Source organism: Rhizobium sp. NFR07 (assembly GCF_900111905.1).
Taxonomy (GTDB): domain Bacteria; phylum Pseudomonadota; class Alphaproteobacteria; order Rhizobiales; family Rhizobiaceae; genus Neorhizobium.
The window spans coordinates 280,604-298,468 of sequence record NZ_FOKM01000001.1 but is presented as its reverse complement, the minus strand read 5'-3'; the positions used below and the strand labels follow the sequence as shown (position 1 = coordinate 298,468).

Sequence of the window (17,865 nt, the reverse complement as noted above, 5' to 3'; positions counted from 1 at the left end):
TTTCGGCAATAACTAGGCCCGCCTCGCCCATCCTGATGGCGTCTATGCCGGATCCACATAGTACATGCATTGTTGTGCCGGACAGTGGATTAGGAGAGGCCGTACGGAAATGTCGCCATTCGCGGGATGTTGTGGCTGTCTTTGTCCGCTTGATTGACGCATCCAGCGGCAGTCCCGTCGAACGGCTCGGGATCGATGCCTAGTTTTGCTTTGCCGGCGCTCTGATGGAGGGCGCCATATCGTCGGTCCGAACTGATGAGAGCGACCGGCTGAGACTATCGATCGGCATATGGATATGGTCGCATATGAGACCCCGTGCGTGGTGGTTCACTTATAGCTGCGGGGCGTACCGATCTGGATCAGTGTCCGATCCGATGGACAGGGCGCTCCTGTGATCGCTTGTAGGGCGTCAAAAGCCATCGGCGGGGAGCCTTTCACGCGACCATAGGCGTCAGTAGAGAATGCTGATCACCGCGTGGTAAGTAAGGCGTGGATCATGCACTCGACACCAGTAGGAGATGTGCCCTCACCGCACGATTTGGCGCGCCATCGGTAACATATCCGGTGAGCCCTAGGATTCGCCATGGCGCTACGGATGGGATTCATGTGGCTTCCGATGACCGGGGCACCCCTGGGTGCGACACGCTAATTGGCGAGGTCGCCGTTCGGCTCAGCCCGGTGGGTGAGGACTGCTATGACCGCCCGCGCTACCGCTATACTATGTACATGATTGAGGTGGTCAGTACGGGGGCATGCGCTATGGCGTCGTGGCCTGTGTCGATGAGAGCCCGGTTTTCTCTGGCAGTAGGAGGGGGCGCCGAAGTCGAGAATACCGTTCTCCGCGCGGAGACGGCTCCCCGAGCTGTGGGTGATAATGGGCGACCGCTGCGGAGAGGCGATGCCGAGATCTGCATAGGCACCTTCCGCTATATCCTAAACGGCATACTAGACGATCGGCGTGTTGCTGAGGCCGTCGTTGATGCGCGTGAGAGCCTGCCACCAGGCGGATCAACGTGTCTTCCTGTCGCGGGTTTGGGACATCCTCAATCGTGTGGACCAAAATCCTTAGCGGGCGGTAGGATCAGGATCGATGGATCCGACGGGCAGGGCATGCGATGCCAGTGCGATGGTTCTGGCTGTGGTCGTGAGTTAGGCGGATTGAGGTTTCCGGCGGGCTTATTGTGGATTAGGCCGCCATGAGGATGTTCGCGTTCCGCCATGATAAGGGCAGATCCAGCCTTCAGACAAAGCTCATGGGTATAATGCTGACCGTGACTGAACTCTGTGCGGGCTTGCTCTTGGCGCAGTTCTGCGCCGTATCCCTGTCAGGGGATAGAGGACCGGGATTCCTGCGTCGGGGACTTGGCAATTGTCCTTTGCAGAACCCGATCGATCCGGTCTGCTAGATAAGCCTCGGTGGGAATGGGGGCCAGGCGATCATGGAATAAAGCAAATTATCTTCCGGACCATGTCTGCATAGACCATTGTAGCAATCCGGATCCGGTCATTTCCCGCATTATCGTGGTTGCCGCAAGATTGTGAGCGCTCCTGTAAATCAAGTCGCAGTGGCTCGTCAGGGGCAGCGCTCTGGAGCCGCTGTTCATGGCTGCGGTGCTATGCGGGCGATGGCAGTTGTAAGCCCCTTGCTGTCTTGTTCATGCGCTTCTCTCCGCATCAAATGATGTCGATCATGGGCGGCGGGGAGGGGCGATGCAACGCGTCATGTACGGCAAGGCATGCGGATTATGTGCTCTCTACACGCGAATGGAGATGGGGGGATGCGAGGAGTGCAGTTGTCGTTATGGCAGGTAGAGCGCAAGAGTTGGGCCTCGTTAATCGTATCGTTGGCGAGCGTGTCGGGTAGCTCAGATCCGGCGCAGCTGAATGGCCTCAGCCAGTTGATAGATTATTTGCGACGATGAAGGTGCGGCTGTGGAGACGGAGTAAGTGGCGGTTGACAGCTGTCAACGCTGTAGTGCTTAATTTCCATTATGCGACTCAGTCTCAGTCATCCGCTTTGAGGCACGCTCGGGAGAGCAATTGAAAGTCGCCCAAAATAGACTCGAAACGAGATTATGGTTAACGCTGCGGTAAAGAAACCTAGCGGTGGCTTAGGTTTCTTATGGCTGTGTATGGTTAACATAATCAATTGGTTGGAGATTGCTGAAAATTGGCATCTGAGGACGTTAGTTCTGTCGCAAACCTGACTCGCGGCGGCGCTGGCAAAGGCTAGCTTCTGCCCTCCCCACCGCGAAAGCGATGCCTTTCCGATGATTGTTTGGGGGCGCCGCAGAGCATCGTTTCGAATAGCGTCACCTTTCCCCGGTCTATGCGGGCAGAGATTGCTTCAACAGTAGTATCAGCCGACGGAATCGCGAAGGCTCTGTCTTAAGGTACATCGGCTTTCGAAGCCGATAGCAGAAAACATTGGGTGTGCGTGCAGGCGCCGGTCGTCCAAGCCTAAACGTATGGTATGGGTGAGACGGTAGGCTACCAACCGCAAAGCTGAAGCCGCGTTCCCCGCCTCGCTGATGTGTCTGATCTATCGAGGCGCGATAGGCAAACCCCAGACAAATGGGACAATCGCAACCGCCCGCAATTTGGTTCCTGGAGCCGACCGTGGCAGATAAACTTGCGTTGGCGATTTTGTGAACAGCGGAAAGACGCGTGTTTTCACGTAGGTAACCGCGTGGTTCGTAAGTCCTCCGGCGGTGCCTCCTTCCGTTCGGAAGCGGGTGGCGACACTTTCCTGCGCAATCGCTTTCGGCCAGTCGGTCGGAACATTGCAAGGGAGCCGCTGATGACGACAGACCGCCAAGACGATGTAAATTCAGATATATCAGGATTGAGCAGACGCGACGTCCTGAAAGGCGGTACGGCGCTTGGCGTGCTGGCCGTGACCGGCATCGATAGCCATGCTCTGGCGCAGATTGGCAATCCGTCGCTTCCGGCGGCATTCCGCACGGAGATCGAGGTCTCGTTCCGTGTCAATGGAGACCGCAGCTCCCTGGCGCTTGACCCGCGCAGTTCGCTCCTCGATGTGCTACGCGACCAGCTTGGCCTGACCGGCGCCAAGAAAGGGTGTGATCACGGACAGTGTGGCGCTTGTACCGTGCATGTTGACGGTCGCCGGGTCGCCTCCTGCATGACACTCGCCGTGCAGATCGACGATCTCGATATCACCACGATCGAGGGACTTTCTGAAGGCGACGACCTGCATCCAATGCAGCAGGCCTTTATCGATCATGATGCCCTCCAATGTGGCTACTGCACACCGGGGCAGATCATGGCCGGCGTTGCCTGTGTTCGTGAAGAACATGCGGGATCACCTCAGCAGATCCGGGAATATATGAGCGGCAATCTCTGTCGCTGCGGAGCCTATCCTGGAATCGTCGCTGCCATCGCAGATGCCGCGCGTGCAATGGAGGGCTGAGCATGAAACGCTTTGATTACGCCCGCCCGGCAGATCTCGGATCAGCGATTGCAACCCTTGCCGCCGCTGGGGACGGCACGCGTCTGGTCGCAGGCGGAACAACGCTCTTCGATCTGATGAAGCTCGACGTGGAAACACCCGGCCGGCTTGTCGATATCAACGGCCTCGCCGAACTGAGAGGCATAGACACTGGTGGTGACGAATTGCGTCTCGGCGCACTGGTGCGCATGGCGGATGCAGCCGAAGATACACGATTGAAGGCCGATTTCCCGCTTCTTTCTGAAGCACTCTGGAAAGCCGCGTCCCAGCAGCTGCGCAACATGGCAAGCCTTGGCGGCAACCTGTTGCAGCGGACCCGCTGCGCCTATTTTCGCCACGGAGAGCCCTTTGCCTGCAACAAGCGCAATCCGGGTTCAGGTTGTGCTGCCATTGACGGCGCCAATCGCTCGCACGCCTTCTTCGGTGGTTCCGATGCTTGTGTCGCTGCCTATCCCGGCGACTTCGCTATCGCGCTCATCGCCATGGATGCCGTCATCGACGTCGAAGGTGCCAAGGGGCGCCGATCGCTGGCCATCGCAGACCTGCATCGGCAGCCAGGAGCCCGGCCACATCAGGACGCGAACCTCTCGCCCGACGAGATCATCGTCCAGATCCGGATCCCCGCCAACTCGGTTGGGCGGGCATCGACCTATCACAAGGTTCGCGACCGCGAGTCCTATGCATTCGCGGTCGTTTCAACGGCTGCGGCAGTGCGGATCGAAGACGGCGTGGTCGCTGATGTGAGGATCGCTTTGGGTGGTGTCGCGACCGTGCCCTGGCGTGCCCGCAGCGCTGAACAGGCCCTCATCGGGCGACGTCTGGATGCCGAAACTGCCGCAGAGGCGGGTCGCATCGCCTTCGAAGGGGCGGCACCACTCAACCACAATTCTTTCAAGATCGAACTCGGCGCCAATGTCGTCCGCGACGCGCTGATCATTGCTGCAGGGAGGGCCTGAAATGTCCCGGAATTTCTATCCCGAACTCGTCCGTGTCGATGCTTGCGACAAGGTTCGCGGCATAACCCGGTTTGGCACGGACAATCGGCCGGAGAATCTCGCTCATGGCGCGTTCGCGGTCGCCACGATCGGTAAAGGGCGTGTGCTTTCCGTCGATACCTTATCGGCTGAGGCATTGCCCGGGGTCCTGTCGGTGATCACGCATCGCGATACGACTTCGCTGAAGCCTGCGCAGTTTCTGATGGCAGGCGGGTATGCGTTTCAGACACATTCTCCCATTCTTACCGCTGAAGTCGCCTATCGCGGCCAGCCGGTTGCGTTGGTGCTGGCGGAGACGTTGGAGATAGCCATAGAGGCTGCCGCGCTGCTGCGGATTGACTACGAGGAAGTGGCATTTGCTGCGACTATGGACAGTCCGTTGGCGGAACCGGTTGCGCAGGCGCAAGCTCCGATGCGCTATCCGCTGGAGGACGTTTCCGTTGGCGATGCGCTGTCGGCTTACGAAGGCGGCGCGGTCAAGGTCGATTCTACCTACGGCATGGAAAGGCAGTTCCAGAACCCGATGGAACTGATCGGCACCGTGGCATCCTGGGACGGCGACCGCCTGACCATTCATGAAGGGACACAGAATGCCGGTGGCTGCAAGTTCGGCGTTGCCGATCAACTTGGCATCAGCCCGGAGAATGTAACCGTGATTTCGCCATTCATTGGCGGAGGCTTCGGACAGAAGAATTCGATGCAGAGCCAGCTCGTGCTGGCGGCTTTCGCATCCCGGCAGCTTGGGCGACCGGTCAAGATTGTCGTACCGCGCAGACAGCTGTTTCACGACACGACGTCGCGACCGGCGACGCGGCAACGTGTCCGGCTGGCCGCAGACCGGGAAGGACGCCTGGTCGGCGCGCTCTACGATGTCGATGCTCAGACATCGAAGTTGGATTTCTTTCCCGCCGAGCATGCGGATACGGCAGCACGCTTCTATGGCTATCCCGCCTTCAAAAGCTTTACCCGGCTGATCCGCACCGACATTCCGACACCGGGCTACATGCGTGCGCCCTTTGAGCATGCGGCGGCTTTTGCCATCGAAAGCGCGATGGACGAGCTGTCCTACCAACTCAAGATGGACCCGGTCGAACTGCGCTTGCGCAACGATACGGCCGTGGACGTCGTCAGCGGCCTGCCTCACTCCTCCCGCCATGTTGCCGAATGCCTGAGGCGTGGCGCGGAAACATTCGGCTGGAGCCGGCGCAATCCCAAGCCACGCTCGATGGTTGCTGCGAATGGCGACCTGATTGGGATGGGCGTCGCAATCGGTCTCTATAGCGGCTCCGGAGGCCCGACCCGCGCCCGTATCATCGCTCGCCGAGACGGCACGGTGACGGTCAATGTCGGCATCCATGAGATGGGGCAGGGGGCTGTGACAGCGATTATCAATGTCGTCGCGAAGAGGCTCGGCGTGCAACCATCAGCAGTCACCGCGATGGTGGGGGATACAAGCGGAGTGCCGCAGCCTTTGACTGCAGGTTCCTGGGGCTCCACATCGGCCATGCCCGCTGTGGAAGCGGTCTGCGATGCCCTAATGCAGGCTCTGGCGGAGGCGGGTGTGGAAACCTCGGGCAATGTTCCACTCGGCGAGATGGTCGCTCGGACCGGAAGGGATGAGATCCAGACCGATGCATCGAGCGTCGCACCGGGCCAGGATCCACAGGTTCTGGGGCGAACCGATACGGGACGCGTCGCGCCGGCCGGACCTGTCTATCCTGGTTTTGTTACCTACAGCTACGCAGTGCATTTTGTCGAGGTGCATGTGGAGGCCTCGACCGGCCGCATCCGTGTGCCGCGTGTGGTCAGCATGTTCGATTGCGGGCGCGTCCTCAGCCCGCGCACGGCCCGCAGTCAGGCGATCGGCGGCGTCGTCTGGGGAATCGGCGGCACGCTCAGGGAAGGCGCGGAGACCGACGCCCGCTATGGTGGGGTCATGAATGGCGATATCGCCGAGTATCTTATTCCGGTAAATGCCGACATCGGCTCGATCGAGGTCGGCTTCATCGATGAGCCGGATTTCCAGGTCAACAGGTCCGGCGTCAAAGGACTGGGCGAAGTTGTCATGGCGGGCGTCGCCCCGGCAATCACGAACGCCGTCTACCACGCAACGGAAACGCGCGTTCGCGATTTGCCGGTTCGGCTTGAGATGCTTTTGAGGTCCCAGGAGTAACAAACGTCGTGCGTGGTCTCGAGCCTTGGGGGCCGCGCATAAGAAAATCCATACTTACCAATGGGTGCCTACTTTCAAAAAGAGAGTTTAATGGGTAGCAAGGTTTTCAGACGTAGTTTTGAGGACAAGCACGATGGATTTCTCCAAGGCAACTATTCTTATTACCGGTGGCAATTCGGGCATCGGCAGGGCGCTGGCTGAAGCGCTGGCAGCGCAAGGTGCTAAGCTTATTATCACGGGACGGAATGCGACATCATTGAAAGCCACCCTAGATGCAAATCCCGGGATGGAAAGTTACGAATTGGATGTGAGCAGTCCGGATGCCGTCAAGCGGTTCGCAATGACGGTCACCTTGCAGCATCCCGATCTCAATGCGGTTATTCATAATGCCGGTATCATGGTGATCGAGAACGTCCTGGCCGAGAGTGTCGATCTCGATATCGCCGAGCGGACGATTGCGACCAATCTGCTCGGCCCGATCCGATTGACGACTGCGCTGTTGCCGCATCTGCGAAGCAAGTCGGAAGCAGCGATTGTAACTGTTTCTTCCGGCCTCGCTTTTGTACCACGGGCTGATACGCCGACCTATGGGGCGACAAAGGCCGCCATCCATTCCTGGAGCCAGAGCCTGCGTCACGAATTGCGCGATACCAGCATATCCGTGATCGAGATCGCTCCTCCGCTGGTGGCGACGGACCTGACCCCCGGCCAGTCTGCCAATCCACGTGCAATGCCGCTTGCAGAGTTTATTTCAGAGGCGGTTTCGCTCCTGTCTGCCGCTGAGACACCTTCGGAAGTGCTCGTTCAAAGAGTGATGCCGCAGCGGACCGCCGAACGAACCGGCAATTTTGAAGCCATATTCGGCATGATCAATCCGGCCTGACCTCGCTAGTCCAACCTTTGAGAGAACCTTCCGAATGACGAAATACGCCATCGCCACTCGCAAGACCGGTGCCATTCTCGGCCTATCGTTGTCGGTCGTCTCCACGATCGCCCTGGCGCATCATGGTTTCCAAAGCCGCTATGACATGGGAAAGCCGATCTGGATCGAGGGCATTGTTGAGCGCTCCTATTTCGGCAATCCTCATTCTGAACTCACTGTGAAGGTTGCGGCGGATCTCGCGATACCTCAGCCGGCTCCCACGCTTGGCCCCGTCTCGTCCTTCCTCAGCAATGCTGCACTCCACGTTCCGGCAGATCTGCGCGGTCAGACGGTTGAGCTGGAACTGCCGCCAACAGCGCAATATTCCAGCCTTGGCGGCCGCGTTTCTGTCGGTGACCGAATTGCCGCCGTCACCATCCGCAACTGCGAGACGCCGCATCAACTGAACGTTCAATGGTTGCGACTGGCGGATGGAAGCATCGAGAGCCGGCAGGCTGCCATGAGCTATATGGTCGAGCAGTGCTGATCGACGCATTGCGCTATGTCGAAGATCTTGATGTCATCGCTCAGGTCAAGTCCTCGATCATTGTCTATGCCACAGTGAACGGACTGCACATCCTCGGGCTAGCGACCTCGGTTGGGGCGGTTCTGACATTCGATATACGCGCCTCGGGCCTGTGGAGGCGTGATCGGTGGCGTGAGGGGCTCGAGGTTGCAATTCCGGTCGCGGCCGCAGGTCTATCTCTGGCGATTGCGACCGGCGTTGTCCTCTTCGCCGTGCGCGGCAGCCACTACGCGACGATGCCGGTGTTTCTGGTGAAATGGCAATATTGATCTTCGGTCTCGCCAACATCGCCTTATGTCACGCCTTCATTCGCCGTAGCGACGCGCATTTGCCTACGCTCGGTATCCGGATCGGTGCCGTGGCCTCGGCGCTTACCTGGATCTCCGCCTTGTTTGCCGGCACAGGTGGGTCGCCTTTGCCGCGCGAAGAAAGGGCGTCGTGACATGATCAAGAAGGCCAGAAGAACGATACTCTAGGCGCTGCTTGCGGTTCCGCCTTCCATATTGCTTGTCGGAGATAAGGCGCTGGCACGAGATCTGGGATTTGGCTCCGACACCGAGTCGCGTCGACCATGAAGAGGAAACGCTGCTGCAAACGGAAGGGCCGTATTATCATCGTCCGAATGCGCCGCGTCGTGCAAATCTCGGCGCACCCGCTGCGGGCCAGGCAGCCTTTACGCTCTGTGGCTTCGTGATGGGCACACGTTGCAAGCCGGTGGCTGATGTTCCGGCTTGAGAAGTTGGTGATTTCCCGCTTGCTCCCGGAGTCTTGCCCCTGTTCCCGCGATTGCGTCATCTGCCGTCGGCTATGCGAACTGCAGGATCAGGACGCCCGCCGAGAAATGGGGCGGGCGTCGAATCTTCAGGCAGCTTTGATCTTGGTATCCGTCTGCGGATAGCGGAACTTGGTGTCGGTAAGGCCCGCCGCATCGGACAGTTGGGCTGCGAGAAGTTGGGCAGTGAGAATGTCGAGGATCGCCCGCGCGATACGGTTTTCCTGATCAGGCACGCGCATCACGGTGAGGAGCGCGCCGTCCTGGATATCCGGGTTCGCCGTCACCAGAAGAACCGGGCAGCCGATCTCCTCGAGCTGACGTGCCATCTGCAGCTCACGTCCATCGCCGAACACTACAACGCCGGTCTTGCCATCCATAGACTCCATCGGGCCATGGAGGTAGTGGCGGGTCTCGGAAGGCCCGGCGGGTATCCGCGATGCCTCGCGAATGAGAAGCGATGCGCCATCCGCCGTTCCAAGCGATGCTCCGGCACCGACACAGTCGATGGCACGGCGATCTCGGAAAAGCTCACCGAGCCTCTCCATCTTCTTGCCCGCATTGGCTAACACTTCTGCGGCGAGCTGCGGTACTGCATTCCAGTCCGCGGTAGTGCTTCTGCAGATCTTGTCGACGGCAAGACCTGCGACCGCCAGAGTGCCGGTATAGCCGGTGCTCGATGGCGTGGCGTCGGAGCCGTTATTGATCATCACATGCGTGCCTGCAGCTTTTGCCAGCGGGCTTTCCGGATCCTTGGTGATAGCGAGCTTTGCCGCGTTGGGATTCGCGTTCAGCGCATCAACGGTTTCCACACTTCGGCCTCGATGAGAGAGCGCGATGATTGCGTCGGCGACATTGCCACCCATCATGTCGATTTGGCGCAGGGGGATTGCACGGCGGCCGCGCCGCGTCAGTTCGCCAGCGACCACGGTTGCTGCCGCATAACTGGCGCCGATGCCGGTGATCCCGATAAGGCCAGAGCCGAAAGCCAACAGGTCGAGCCCCTGCAGCTCGGCGCCGGCTGCGGAGAAACTGTCGGAGAGCGATTCCGGTTGCCGGGCGATTGTGGATCGATAGCTCATGGATGGTCCTTTCATTTTATCTGCTGCGTTCAGGAAGAAGAGGAGAGGGGACGGGGTGCGTTTGCCGCCGCGGGGTTGAGGCGAGCCGCGAGGCGGCAGGCGCCCTCAACCGGGGGATCGGAAAAAAGCCTGGCGGTCATGCTTCCGGCAAATCGATTGGCGATCTGTTCGGAAAAGGCATTCCACAACATGGGCTGGGACGCGATGACGCTGCCGCCGGCAACCACTGTCGTCGCCGTCGCACCGTTGTGCTTCAGCCGTGCGATGAGATCGGCCAGTTCTTTCGCGCCATCGCGGACCACCTGTCGGGCAAGAAGCGAGCCTGCTTCCGCCGCCTCAAAGATGATATGGGCATGTTGCCCGAGCCGCGCGGCACTTCCACTCCGTCCCACGGTGCTGCCGATGCGCGCAGCCGACTTGATCTCGAGCGCCTCGAAAAGACGTCGAACCAGTGGCTCGTCGGCGACCCCACCATAGTCGAGATGCAATGCGACCGCTCTTGCGGCTTCGCGCATCAGGCCGGACGCGCTTCCCTCGTCACCGATGACCCATCCCCAGCCTCCGGCGACCAGCATGCGGCCATCGAGATTACGGCTGACCGCGATCGATCCGGTGCCTGCCACTACCCCCATACCGTCGGCAAGATCGAAGGCTGCCGGCAGAAGCTCAGCATCGTTGACCACTTTGAGCGGGAAGCTTACGCGTTCGGCAAACGCGGCCTGGAACGCGTTGCATTCATCCGCGTCGTCACATCCGTGCGCGCCTACAGCCATAGATGTGATGGGCGCGCCCTCGCAAAACCGCTCGACAAGAGCGAGCAATGCGCCCGCGTCGGCAGTCCAGTCGCGAATCCGCCATTCGATTGTCGGCAGGATCAGATCCCGCGCGGTTCCGTCGGGCAGATAGCGCCTCAGATGGGTCTTGGTGCCGCCGATATCGATGCCGATTTCGGTTGCGATCTTCTTCGAGGTCTTCATGGCATGTCTCTTTCTGCGACCTTGCGCAGCACATCTGTCTTCCAGGCGCTCTCAGCCGAGCGCACCGCTATCGCGTCGGCCGTATGCGTTGGCCCGCCTCATCAAAGATCATCAGACCTTTTGTATCGAGCACGGCAGTGCAATCACCCGAGCCCGCATAACGCTGGCCGGTGCTGCGAATGACGAGCCTTTCGCCGCTCGCAAGGTCGGTGTGAATGTGGCTGACGTCACCGAGTTCCTCGACGAAGGCAACTTTCGCTGGCAACGAAACCTGTTCCGGTTGTCCATTCACAAAGCCGACATGCTCCGTGCGGATGCCGAGCTTGATCTTGCGAATGGCGGGATCAAAACCCGTGAACGGAATTTCGAAGCGACCCTCGCCGCCAACTCCGCCGATGACGATACTGTCCTTGGATGTGGAGATAACCTCGGCCTTCATGAAATTCATTCGGGGTGACCCGACGAAGCCCGCTACGAATTCGTTGTCGGGATCGTCGTAGAGATCGAGCGGCCGGCCGCATTGCTGGATGACACCACCGTTCATCACGACCATCTTGTCGGCGAGCGTCATCGCCTCGACTTGGTCGTGGGTCACATAGATCATCGTGGTTTTGAGCTTCGCATGGAGCTGGATCAGCTCCGCGCGCATCTGGACGCGCAATTCGGTATCGAGGTTGGAAAGCGGCTCGTCGAAGAGAAACACCTTCGGCTCGCGCACAATTGCCCGACCGATCGCGACGCGCTGTTTCTGGCCTCCGGAAAGCTCACCCGGTCGGCGCTCCAGAAGATGCTCGAGACGCAGGATGTTGGCGGCTTTCTCCACCTTTTCCCTGATGACACCCTTGCTCTGCTTGGCGATCTTCAAGCTGAACGCCATGTTCTCGAACGCGGTCATATGGGGATAGAGTGCGTAGGATTGAAATACCATGGCGACGCCGCGACGGGCCGGATCGACCGAATTCATCGCCTTGCCATCAAGACGCATATGACCGGAGCCTATCTCTTCCAGGCCGGAGATCATGCGCAGCAAGGTCGACTTGCCGCAACCGGACGGTCCTACGAAGACGACGAATTCGCCGGACGAGATATCGAGATTGACGTTGCGCAGCACATCGGTTTTGCCGAACGACTTCGATACATTGACGATTTCAAGCTGAGCCATTTTCCAAACCTTGAGATTGCGTGTTGTGGGGGATCGGTCGCATGGTCGGCCTCAACCCTTCGAACCGGACATGGCGATGCCCTCGACGATCTTGCGCTGGAAGATCAGGAAGAAGACCAGCGGCGGGAGTGCGGCAAGCAGGTTCGCCGTCATCACGACATCCACCGTCTGGTGGGAGTAGGGGGAGTTGAACAGGCCGACCACCTGGCCGACGGTGTAAAGCTCGGGGTTGGGCGCCACGATGAGCGGCCAGATGAAATTGCCCCACGTCTTCATGAAGGTGAGGATCGCCAGCGTGACGAGTGCGTTCTTCGACAACGGCAGCGCGATATAGCGGTAGAGCTGGAAGTGGCTGGCGCCATCGAGACGCGCGGCCTCAAGCATCTCCCTAGGCAATGTCTTCATGAACTGGATCAGCATGAACAATCCGAAGGCGGACGCCAGGCCGGGGACGACCAGCCCCTGCATCGTATTCAGCCAGCCGAGGTCGGCGGTAAGCAGGTAGGTCGGAATGATGGTGACGGCAGTCGGCACCATAAGCGACAGCATGACGACGGCAAACATCAGACGCTTGCCGGGAAAATTGAACAGCGCGAACTCGAAGGCGGCCATCGATCCAATCAAGAGCACGCCGACGATCGTCAACAGGCTGTAGGCGATGGAGACGTAATAGGCCTTCAGGTAATCGGTCTCGCGCATGATCATCATGATCTTGTCGAAGCCTGCGCCTAGCGACGTCGGATAAAGCCTCGGATTGAGGGATACCGGCGTGCCGGGCTCGGAAAAGACGACGTTGATCATCCACCAGATCGGGAAGACTGCGACTATGGCGACGCAGATGGCGACGACCCATTTGAGCACGGCCCATGGTGAGATCGTCAGAGCGATCGAGCGGGTAGCGGGCACCTCGGCAGCAGCTTCGATGGTCATTGGTCATAACCCTTCTTGCGGAAGACGAACATTGCGGCGGTGAAGAGCACGATGATCGCCGTCAGGATGAAGCCGTAGGCAGAGGCCTGGCCGAACTTGAGTGACCCGAACCCGCGCCCCATCATGTCCATGACCGGAAACATCAGCGCATTGGATCGTCCGCCATAGCTTGCGAAGGATGAGCCGGTGAGCAGCCACGGCACATCAAAGACCTGCAGCGCCGAGATGACGCCGTAGGTCGTCACGAAAAACAGCACCGGATAAAGCATAGGTACGGTCACATAGCGGACCTGCTGCAGCGGGCTTGCTCCATCGAGGCGGGCGGCCTCATAGACGTCAGTCGGTATATTCTTCAGGCCGGCCAGTATGATGACCATGTTGAAGCCCGCCGATACCCAGACGTCGACGGCGATCAGCGCGTAAAGCATGCTGCCCGTGTCGTTGAGGAAATTCAGCGAGGGTAGCCCGAACCAGCCGAGCACCATGTTCAGGAGGCCGAAATTTGGTGTGTAGATCCAGCGCCAGACCGTTGCCGCCAGGAAAGCGGGAAGAACGACCGGCATGAAGAAGGCGCTGCGGAAGATGTTCGACCAGGTGCCCTTGAAGCTGTCGACCAGGAGCGCGAGGCAGAATGCGACCAAGATCCCGAGCGGAACCGTGATGACGATATAGGTCGCAAGGTTCCACATCGCCTTCTTGAAATCACGTGAGCCGATGATGCGGGTGTAGTTGTCCAACCCGACGAAGCGGGTCGTTGTCGTCGCATTCCAGTCGTGGAAACTGTAGAAGAAGCCGCTTGCAATCGGATAGAGAAAGAAGACGGCGAACAGCAGCATGAATGGCAGCACCATCATGTAATGGGGCATGTGTTTCTTGGCGATCATCGGGCACCTCGCTGAACCATGCATGGCCGAGCCGCTCGGGCCGGCCATGCGTTTCGCAAACCAGATCAGTTGCTGGCGATGCAGTCGTTCAGTTGCTCGATGAGGTCCTTGGCGCCCTCGTCCGGTGTCATGTCGCCATCGGCGACGGCCGCAGCGTTGTCGGTGACGATCGACTTGTAGCAATTGGGGTAGGCGCCGACGAAGTAGGGCGGCTGGACCTCAAGTGCATACTTCACCGCTTCGACCGACTTTGCGACGAGGGGAAGTGAGGTCACTTCCGGATCGGCCATAGCTGCCGCATTGCCGTTGTACCGCGAAAGCAGCTTGGCCCAGCGAAGCATTTGCTTCTTTTCGGCAACGTAGGAGGCGAACTGCCAGGCGATATCGGCATTTTTGCCGGGCGCAACTGAAAGGATCTCGTAACTCTTCACCCCACCATGATCGCCTTCCTTGGCGGCGGGCACGAGGACGAAGTCGTATTTCAGTCCGGAATCCGTTGCCGCCTGCTTGTAGGTCGGATCGACCCATGGACCGACGACGTGAAATGCGAGCTGGTTGGTAATGAACAGGTCTTTGGTTGCCTGATCGTTGCGGCTCGTGCCGCTGGTCAGGGGGGCCATGTCGACGAAAAGCTGCAATGCCTTGGCGTAGCTCTCCGGCTTGACCAGCGTCTTCTTCGTAGCAAAGTCGATGCCCCAGTCGCTGTCCGGTCCGACTGTCGCGTAGGTGCTGGCGACCGAATTGAAGACCTGGGTTTGGTCGGGCATCGCGAACTTGCCGGCGGCCTTCACCTTCTTCATCTGGTCGAGCCATTCGGCCCAGTCCTTGGGAGGATTGGCCGTGTCGATGCCGGCGTCCTGCAAGACCGTCAGGTTGCGGAAGAGTATCTCGCCGAAACCTGTATAGGGCAGGCAATACATTGTGTCGGGTTTCGGCATGCAGCTTGCGATCGCGGATTTGTCGAACTGATCCCTGTAATCCTGTGGCATTGCCATCCATTTGGAATAGATGTTGTCGAGTGCGCCCGCTTCGACCAACTGCGCGCCAGCCGCAAGGCCGTTCATGAATACGTCCGGAAGGTTGCCGCTGGCCGCTCCCGTCACTTGGCCCGTGGTCAGGTCATCGTCGCCTTTGCCGGAAATGCTGATCTTGACGCCGGGATGGGCGGCCTCAAATTCCGCGATGAACTCCTGCTGGAGTTTTAAAGCTTCACCTTGGGCGAAGTCCGAATAGACCCAGTATTGCAATGTGACCGGTGTCTGCGCATTCGCAGTACCAGCGATGAGAGCGAGCGCAAGGAAACTGCTTCCTGCGAGACGTCGTGCGGCACCCATGGTTACCCTCCGAGTAAAGCTGATTTTGCTGTTCCAGATACGGGATGCGTCACGAATTCGGGACGTCCCGTTTTTCTTTTGATTATGTTACGTAGCCTAACAAACAAATTCAGATGCGCAATTGCTTTTTCGCCGATGCGATCAAATTGGCGTGCGTAATCGCTCGGCTAAGGCGCGAGGAGATGTTGGGGGCGACTGAGTAATGTGTCCGCCAGGGACTATTCGACGCTATCGCCGATAAGGAGATTGCAGGCGTGTTCGGCAGCAAGCTGTTCAATGCCGAGCACGGTCGCCTCTGCGCCGAGCGTGCTGGACTTGATCTCAGTCGGATAGCTGAGACGGTTTGCCGTGTCCCGCACATGCGAAAGAATGAGCGGGCTTGTCCCGATGCCGCCGCCCAAGACGACGAGGCCGGGATCAACGATGCTGATGCAGGTTGCAACGACGGCACCAATGTCGCGCGCATGTCGCTCGACCGCGGCATTGGCCGCTTCGCTGCCTCCCTCGGCCAGTGTCAGCAGTTGTGTCGTATCTTGCGGAGGCGCGGCTGCGTTCGCAGGCCAGGACTGCTGAACGCGGGCCATCAGCGCCTCGGAGCCAAGGTAATATTCGAGTTCGGCGGCGTTGCTGGGCAGTGCGTTCGGTGCGAACGGAAACGCGATATGGCTGATCTCGCCGGCGGCGCCGTTTCTACCCTGCAGAAGCTGGCCGCGCAGCACGATGCCCATGCCGATCTTCAAGCCGATCTGGACGTAAGCAAAATCCTGCCGCCCTTTTGCGATCCCGTGGCTGTGCTCGGCGATTGCCGCACAATTCACGTTGTTTTCAAGAACCACTGGAACCTCGGAAGGCGGGGTGAAGTGGCTAAATATCTGTTCCTGCCGTGTCATCCTGGCATCGCCGTCATCATTGACGACGCGCGACGGCAGCGCAATCCCGATAGCTCGGAGCGGTCCCCAAGTCTTCTCCGTCAAATCGCGTGCGGCTTGTATCTCCTCCGCGACGGCGGCGCTTATCTCGTCCCCGAGATATCGCTGACTCGATGACAGCCGGTAGGTGCGATGATGGAGCAGGCGGCGGTCGAGCGTCGATACGCGCAGACGAACATGCGTCGAACCGGCATCGACTGAAATGATGTGGCCGGCATTCTCGCCCAGTCGGTACATTGCGGCCTTGCGGCCGACGGCGCCCTGAATCTCCCCGATTTTCTCGACATAGCCGAATCGATCGAGCTCAGCCATGGATGACGACATCGTCGGGCGAGAGAGACTGAGCGCGTCACATAGCTGAGGGCGGGTCGCTTGGCCCTGCGAAAACAGCATGCGGAAAACCGCGCGCGCGCTCGACGTGAAACCGTTACGACCGATCTGGCCGGATGCTCCAGCGACTTTCAACGGATGCCCTTCGAAAAATGTAAAGCTGCTTGACAAATAGCTACACGATCCGATTGCTTATATCAATTCAACCACCGTCAGGCGAATAGATGGCAGCAGCATCAGACGAATTCGAAGTGGGCTACGACGTGGCTGCGGCCATTGGCGCCAGTATTGAGGATATTGAAACACCGGCGCTGATCGTCGACCTCGACGCATTCGAACGCAATTGCGAGCGCATGCGCGGTTATGCCGAGACAATGGGCGTGAGGCTGCGCGCCCATGCGAAGACCCACAAGTCGGCCGATATCGCTCGCTATCAGATGACCCATGGCGGCGCGTGTGGGATCTGCTGCCAGAAGGTCTCGGAGGCTGAGGCTCTGGTCCGGGCCGGCATTACCGATATTCTGATCGCCAATGAGGTGAGCGGCCGCCGCAAGATCGACCGCGTTGCTCGTCTTGCGAAAGCGGCGCGAATCCTGGTCTGCGTCGACAATGCCGAAAATGTCGGAGAACTGTCGGCAGCCGCGGTCGCCAACGATGTCACGATCGAGGTGCTGGTCGAGATCGATTGTGGTGCGCGGCGCTGCGGCACACAGCCGGGCGAACCTGCTCTCGACCTTGCCCGACGGGTAGCCGCGGCCGACAATCTCGTCTTCGCCGGCTTGCAGGCCTATAACGGCCCAGCCCAGCACATCGAGGATCCAGTTGATCGGCGGGCTGCGATCAGGCGGTCAACCGAACTCGCGCACGAGACGGTCCAACTCTTCAAGGCAAATGGCCTCGAATGCGATATCGTCGGGGGCGCCGGGACCGGCACCCACTATCTGGAAGGCGAGTCCGGCATTTATAACGAGTTGCAGGCTGGGTCTTACATCTTCATGGATGCCCATTACGGCCGCGTCCGGGGTGAGAACAACCAGCAGGTGGGCGGGTTCGAGCATGCACTATTCGTGCTGGCATCGGTCATGAGCAAGCCCGGGCCGGGCCGCGCTGTCTGCGATGCGGGGCTGAAGGCGCATTCCGTCGACAGCGGGCTTCCGATCGTGTTCGAGGCGCCCGATCTGATCTATGTCTCGGCGTCCGATGAGCACGGTGTGATTGATGATCCCAACAATCGCCTGGGACTGAATTCAAAGGTGAAGCTGATCCCCGGCCACTGCGATCCTACATGCAATCTCCACGACTGGTTCATTGGGGTGCGCAATGGAAGGGTGGAAGCTGTCTGGCCGGTAACGGCGCGCGGCAAGCTTTATTAAACGA

14 protein-coding genes are annotated in these 17,865 nt (G+C 59.4%); 7 read left to right on the top strand and 7 right to left on the bottom strand.

Translation table 11 applies throughout. From position 1 onward, the window contains the following. Window positions 1-2,800: 2,800 nt before the first annotated feature. The 6 genes from BM216_RS01285 to BM216_RS01260 all read left to right on the top strand — a co-directional run bounded on the left by BM216_RS01285 (window position 2,801) and on the right by BM216_RS01260 (window position 8,357). Window positions 2,801-3,433, top strand: coding sequence for a (2Fe-2S)-binding protein (locus BM216_RS01285; protein WP_177230701.1), 633 nt, complete (start codon window positions 2,801-2,803; stop codon window positions 3,431-3,433). Window positions 3,434-3,435: 2 nt separating this feature from the next. Further along, window positions 3,436-4,428, top strand: a complete 993-nt coding sequence (locus BM216_RS01280; RefSeq protein ID WP_092993722.1) for an FAD binding domain-containing protein — start codon at window positions 3,436-3,438, stop codon at window positions 4,426-4,428. Between the two features lies 1 nt (window position 4,429). Further along, window positions 4,430-6,640, top strand: a complete 2,211-nt coding sequence (locus BM216_RS01275; protein WP_092993719.1) for a xanthine dehydrogenase family protein molybdopterin-binding subunit — start codon at window positions 4,430-4,432, stop codon at window positions 6,638-6,640. A 133-nt stretch (window positions 6,641-6,773) separates the two neighbouring features. After that, window positions 6,774-7,523, top strand: coding sequence for an SDR family oxidoreductase (locus BM216_RS01270; RefSeq protein WP_092993716.1), 750 nt, complete (start codon window positions 6,774-6,776; stop codon window positions 7,521-7,523). A gap of 34 nt (window positions 7,524-7,557) precedes the next feature. Continuing rightward, window positions 7,558-8,049, top strand: a complete 492-nt coding sequence (locus BM216_RS01265) for a DUF6152 family protein (protein WP_092993713.1) — start codon at window positions 7,558-7,560, stop codon at window positions 8,047-8,049. Beyond that, window positions 8,043-8,357, top strand: a complete 315-nt coding sequence (locus BM216_RS01260; RefSeq protein ID WP_092993710.1) for a hypothetical protein — start codon at window positions 8,043-8,045, stop codon at window positions 8,355-8,357. The genes BM216_RS01265 and BM216_RS01260 overlap by 7 nt, the downstream gene beginning before the upstream one ends. 592 nt (window positions 8,358-8,949) lie before the next feature. On the opposite strand, the gene BM216_RS01255 is transcribed toward BM216_RS01260, so the two are convergent. The 7 genes from BM216_RS01255 to BM216_RS01225 all read right to left on the bottom strand — a co-directional run bounded on the left by BM216_RS01255 (window position 8,950) and on the right by BM216_RS01225 (window position 16,470). Next, window positions 8,950-9,942: an SIS domain-containing protein gene (locus BM216_RS01255; RefSeq protein WP_092993707.1), complete on the bottom strand. Its 993-nt coding sequence runs from the start codon at window positions 9,940-9,942 to the stop codon at window positions 8,950-8,952. Window positions 9,943-9,971: 29 nt separating this feature from the next. Continuing rightward, complete coding sequence (locus BM216_RS01250) at window positions 9,972-10,919, bottom strand: N-acetylglucosamine kinase (RefSeq protein ID WP_092993704.1); 948 nt, start codon at window positions 10,917-10,919, stop codon at window positions 9,972-9,974. Window positions 10,920-10,986: 67 nt separating this feature from the next. Continuing rightward, window positions 10,987-12,081 (bottom strand): ABC transporter ATP-binding protein, encoded by a 1,095-nt coding sequence (gene ugpC, locus BM216_RS01245; RefSeq protein WP_092993700.1) that lies wholly within the window; start codon window positions 12,079-12,081, stop codon window positions 10,987-10,989. A 51-nt stretch (window positions 12,082-12,132) separates the two neighbouring features. After that, window positions 12,133-13,011, bottom strand: coding sequence for a carbohydrate ABC transporter permease (locus tag BM216_RS01240; RefSeq protein ID WP_092993697.1), 879 nt, complete (start codon window positions 13,009-13,011; stop codon window positions 12,133-12,135). Further along, a complete protein-coding gene (locus tag BM216_RS01235; RefSeq protein ID WP_092993694.1) occupies window positions 13,008-13,895 on the bottom strand; it encodes a carbohydrate ABC transporter permease in 888 nt (295 codons plus the stop codon). Before BM216_RS01235 ends, BM216_RS01240 begins: the two co-directional genes overlap by 4 nt. Window positions 13,896-13,960: 65 nt before the next feature. Beyond that, window positions 13,961-15,229 (bottom strand): extracellular solute-binding protein, encoded by a 1,269-nt coding sequence (locus BM216_RS01230; protein WP_092993691.1) that lies wholly within the window; start codon window positions 15,227-15,229, stop codon window positions 13,961-13,963. Between the two features lie 218 nt (window positions 15,230-15,447). After that, window positions 15,448-16,470: an ROK family protein gene (locus BM216_RS01225; RefSeq protein WP_210217009.1), complete on the bottom strand. Its 1,023-nt coding sequence runs from the start codon at window positions 16,468-16,470 to the stop codon at window positions 15,448-15,450. Between the two features lie 242 nt (window positions 16,471-16,712). Here BM216_RS01225 and BM216_RS01220 point away from each other — a divergent pair, with 242 nt between their 5' ends. Further along, window positions 16,713-17,861, top strand: coding sequence for a DSD1 family PLP-dependent enzyme (locus BM216_RS01220; RefSeq protein ID WP_092993688.1), 1,149 nt, complete (start codon window positions 16,713-16,715; stop codon window positions 17,859-17,861). Window positions 17,862-17,865 lie beyond the last annotated feature (4 nt).

Bases quoted from the DNA above. Each gene is read 5' to 3' on its own strand.
- BM216_RS01285 (WP_177230701.1), top strand. From the start codon at position 2,801: ATGACGACAGACCGCCAAGACGATGTAAATTCAGATATATCAGGATTG.
- BM216_RS01280 (WP_092993722.1), top strand. From the start codon at position 3,436: ATGAAACGCTTTGATTACGCCCGCCCGGCAGATCTCGGATCAGCGATT.
- BM216_RS01275 (WP_092993719.1), top strand. From the start codon at position 4,430: ATGTCCCGGAATTTCTATCCCGAACTCGTCCGTGTCGATGCTTGCGAC.
- BM216_RS01270 (WP_092993716.1), top strand. From the start codon at position 6,774: ATGGATTTCTCCAAGGCAACTATTCTTATTACCGGTGGCAATTCGGGC.
- BM216_RS01265 (WP_092993713.1), top strand. From the start codon at position 7,558: ATGACGAAATACGCCATCGCCACTCGCAAGACCGGTGCCATTCTCGGC.
- BM216_RS01255 (WP_092993707.1), bottom strand. From the start codon at position 9,942: ATGAGCTATCGATCCACAATCGCCCGGCAACCGGAATCGCTCTCCGAC.
- BM216_RS01250 (WP_092993704.1), bottom strand. From the start codon at position 10,919: ATGAAGACCTCGAAGAAGATCGCAACCGAAATCGGCATCGATATCGGC.
- ugpC (WP_092993700.1), bottom strand. From the start codon at position 12,081: ATGGCTCAGCTTGAAATCGTCAATGTATCGAAGTCGTTCGGCAAAACC.
- BM216_RS01240 (WP_092993697.1), bottom strand. From the start codon at position 13,011: ATGACCATCGAAGCTGCTGCCGAGGTGCCCGCTACCCGCTCGATCGCT.
- BM216_RS01235 (WP_092993694.1), bottom strand. From the start codon at position 13,895: ATGATCGCCAAGAAACACATGCCCCATTACATGATGGTGCTGCCATTC.
- BM216_RS01230 (WP_092993691.1), bottom strand. From the start codon at position 15,229: ATGGGTGCCGCACGACGTCTCGCAGGAAGCAGTTTCCTTGCGCTCGCT.
- BM216_RS01225 (WP_210217009.1), bottom strand. From the start codon at position 16,470: ATGGCTGAGCTCGATCGATTCGGCTATGTCGAGAAAATCGGGGAGATT.
- BM216_RS01220 (WP_092993688.1), top strand. From the start codon at position 16,713: ATGGCAGCAGCATCAGACGAATTCGAAGTGGGCTACGACGTGGCTGCG.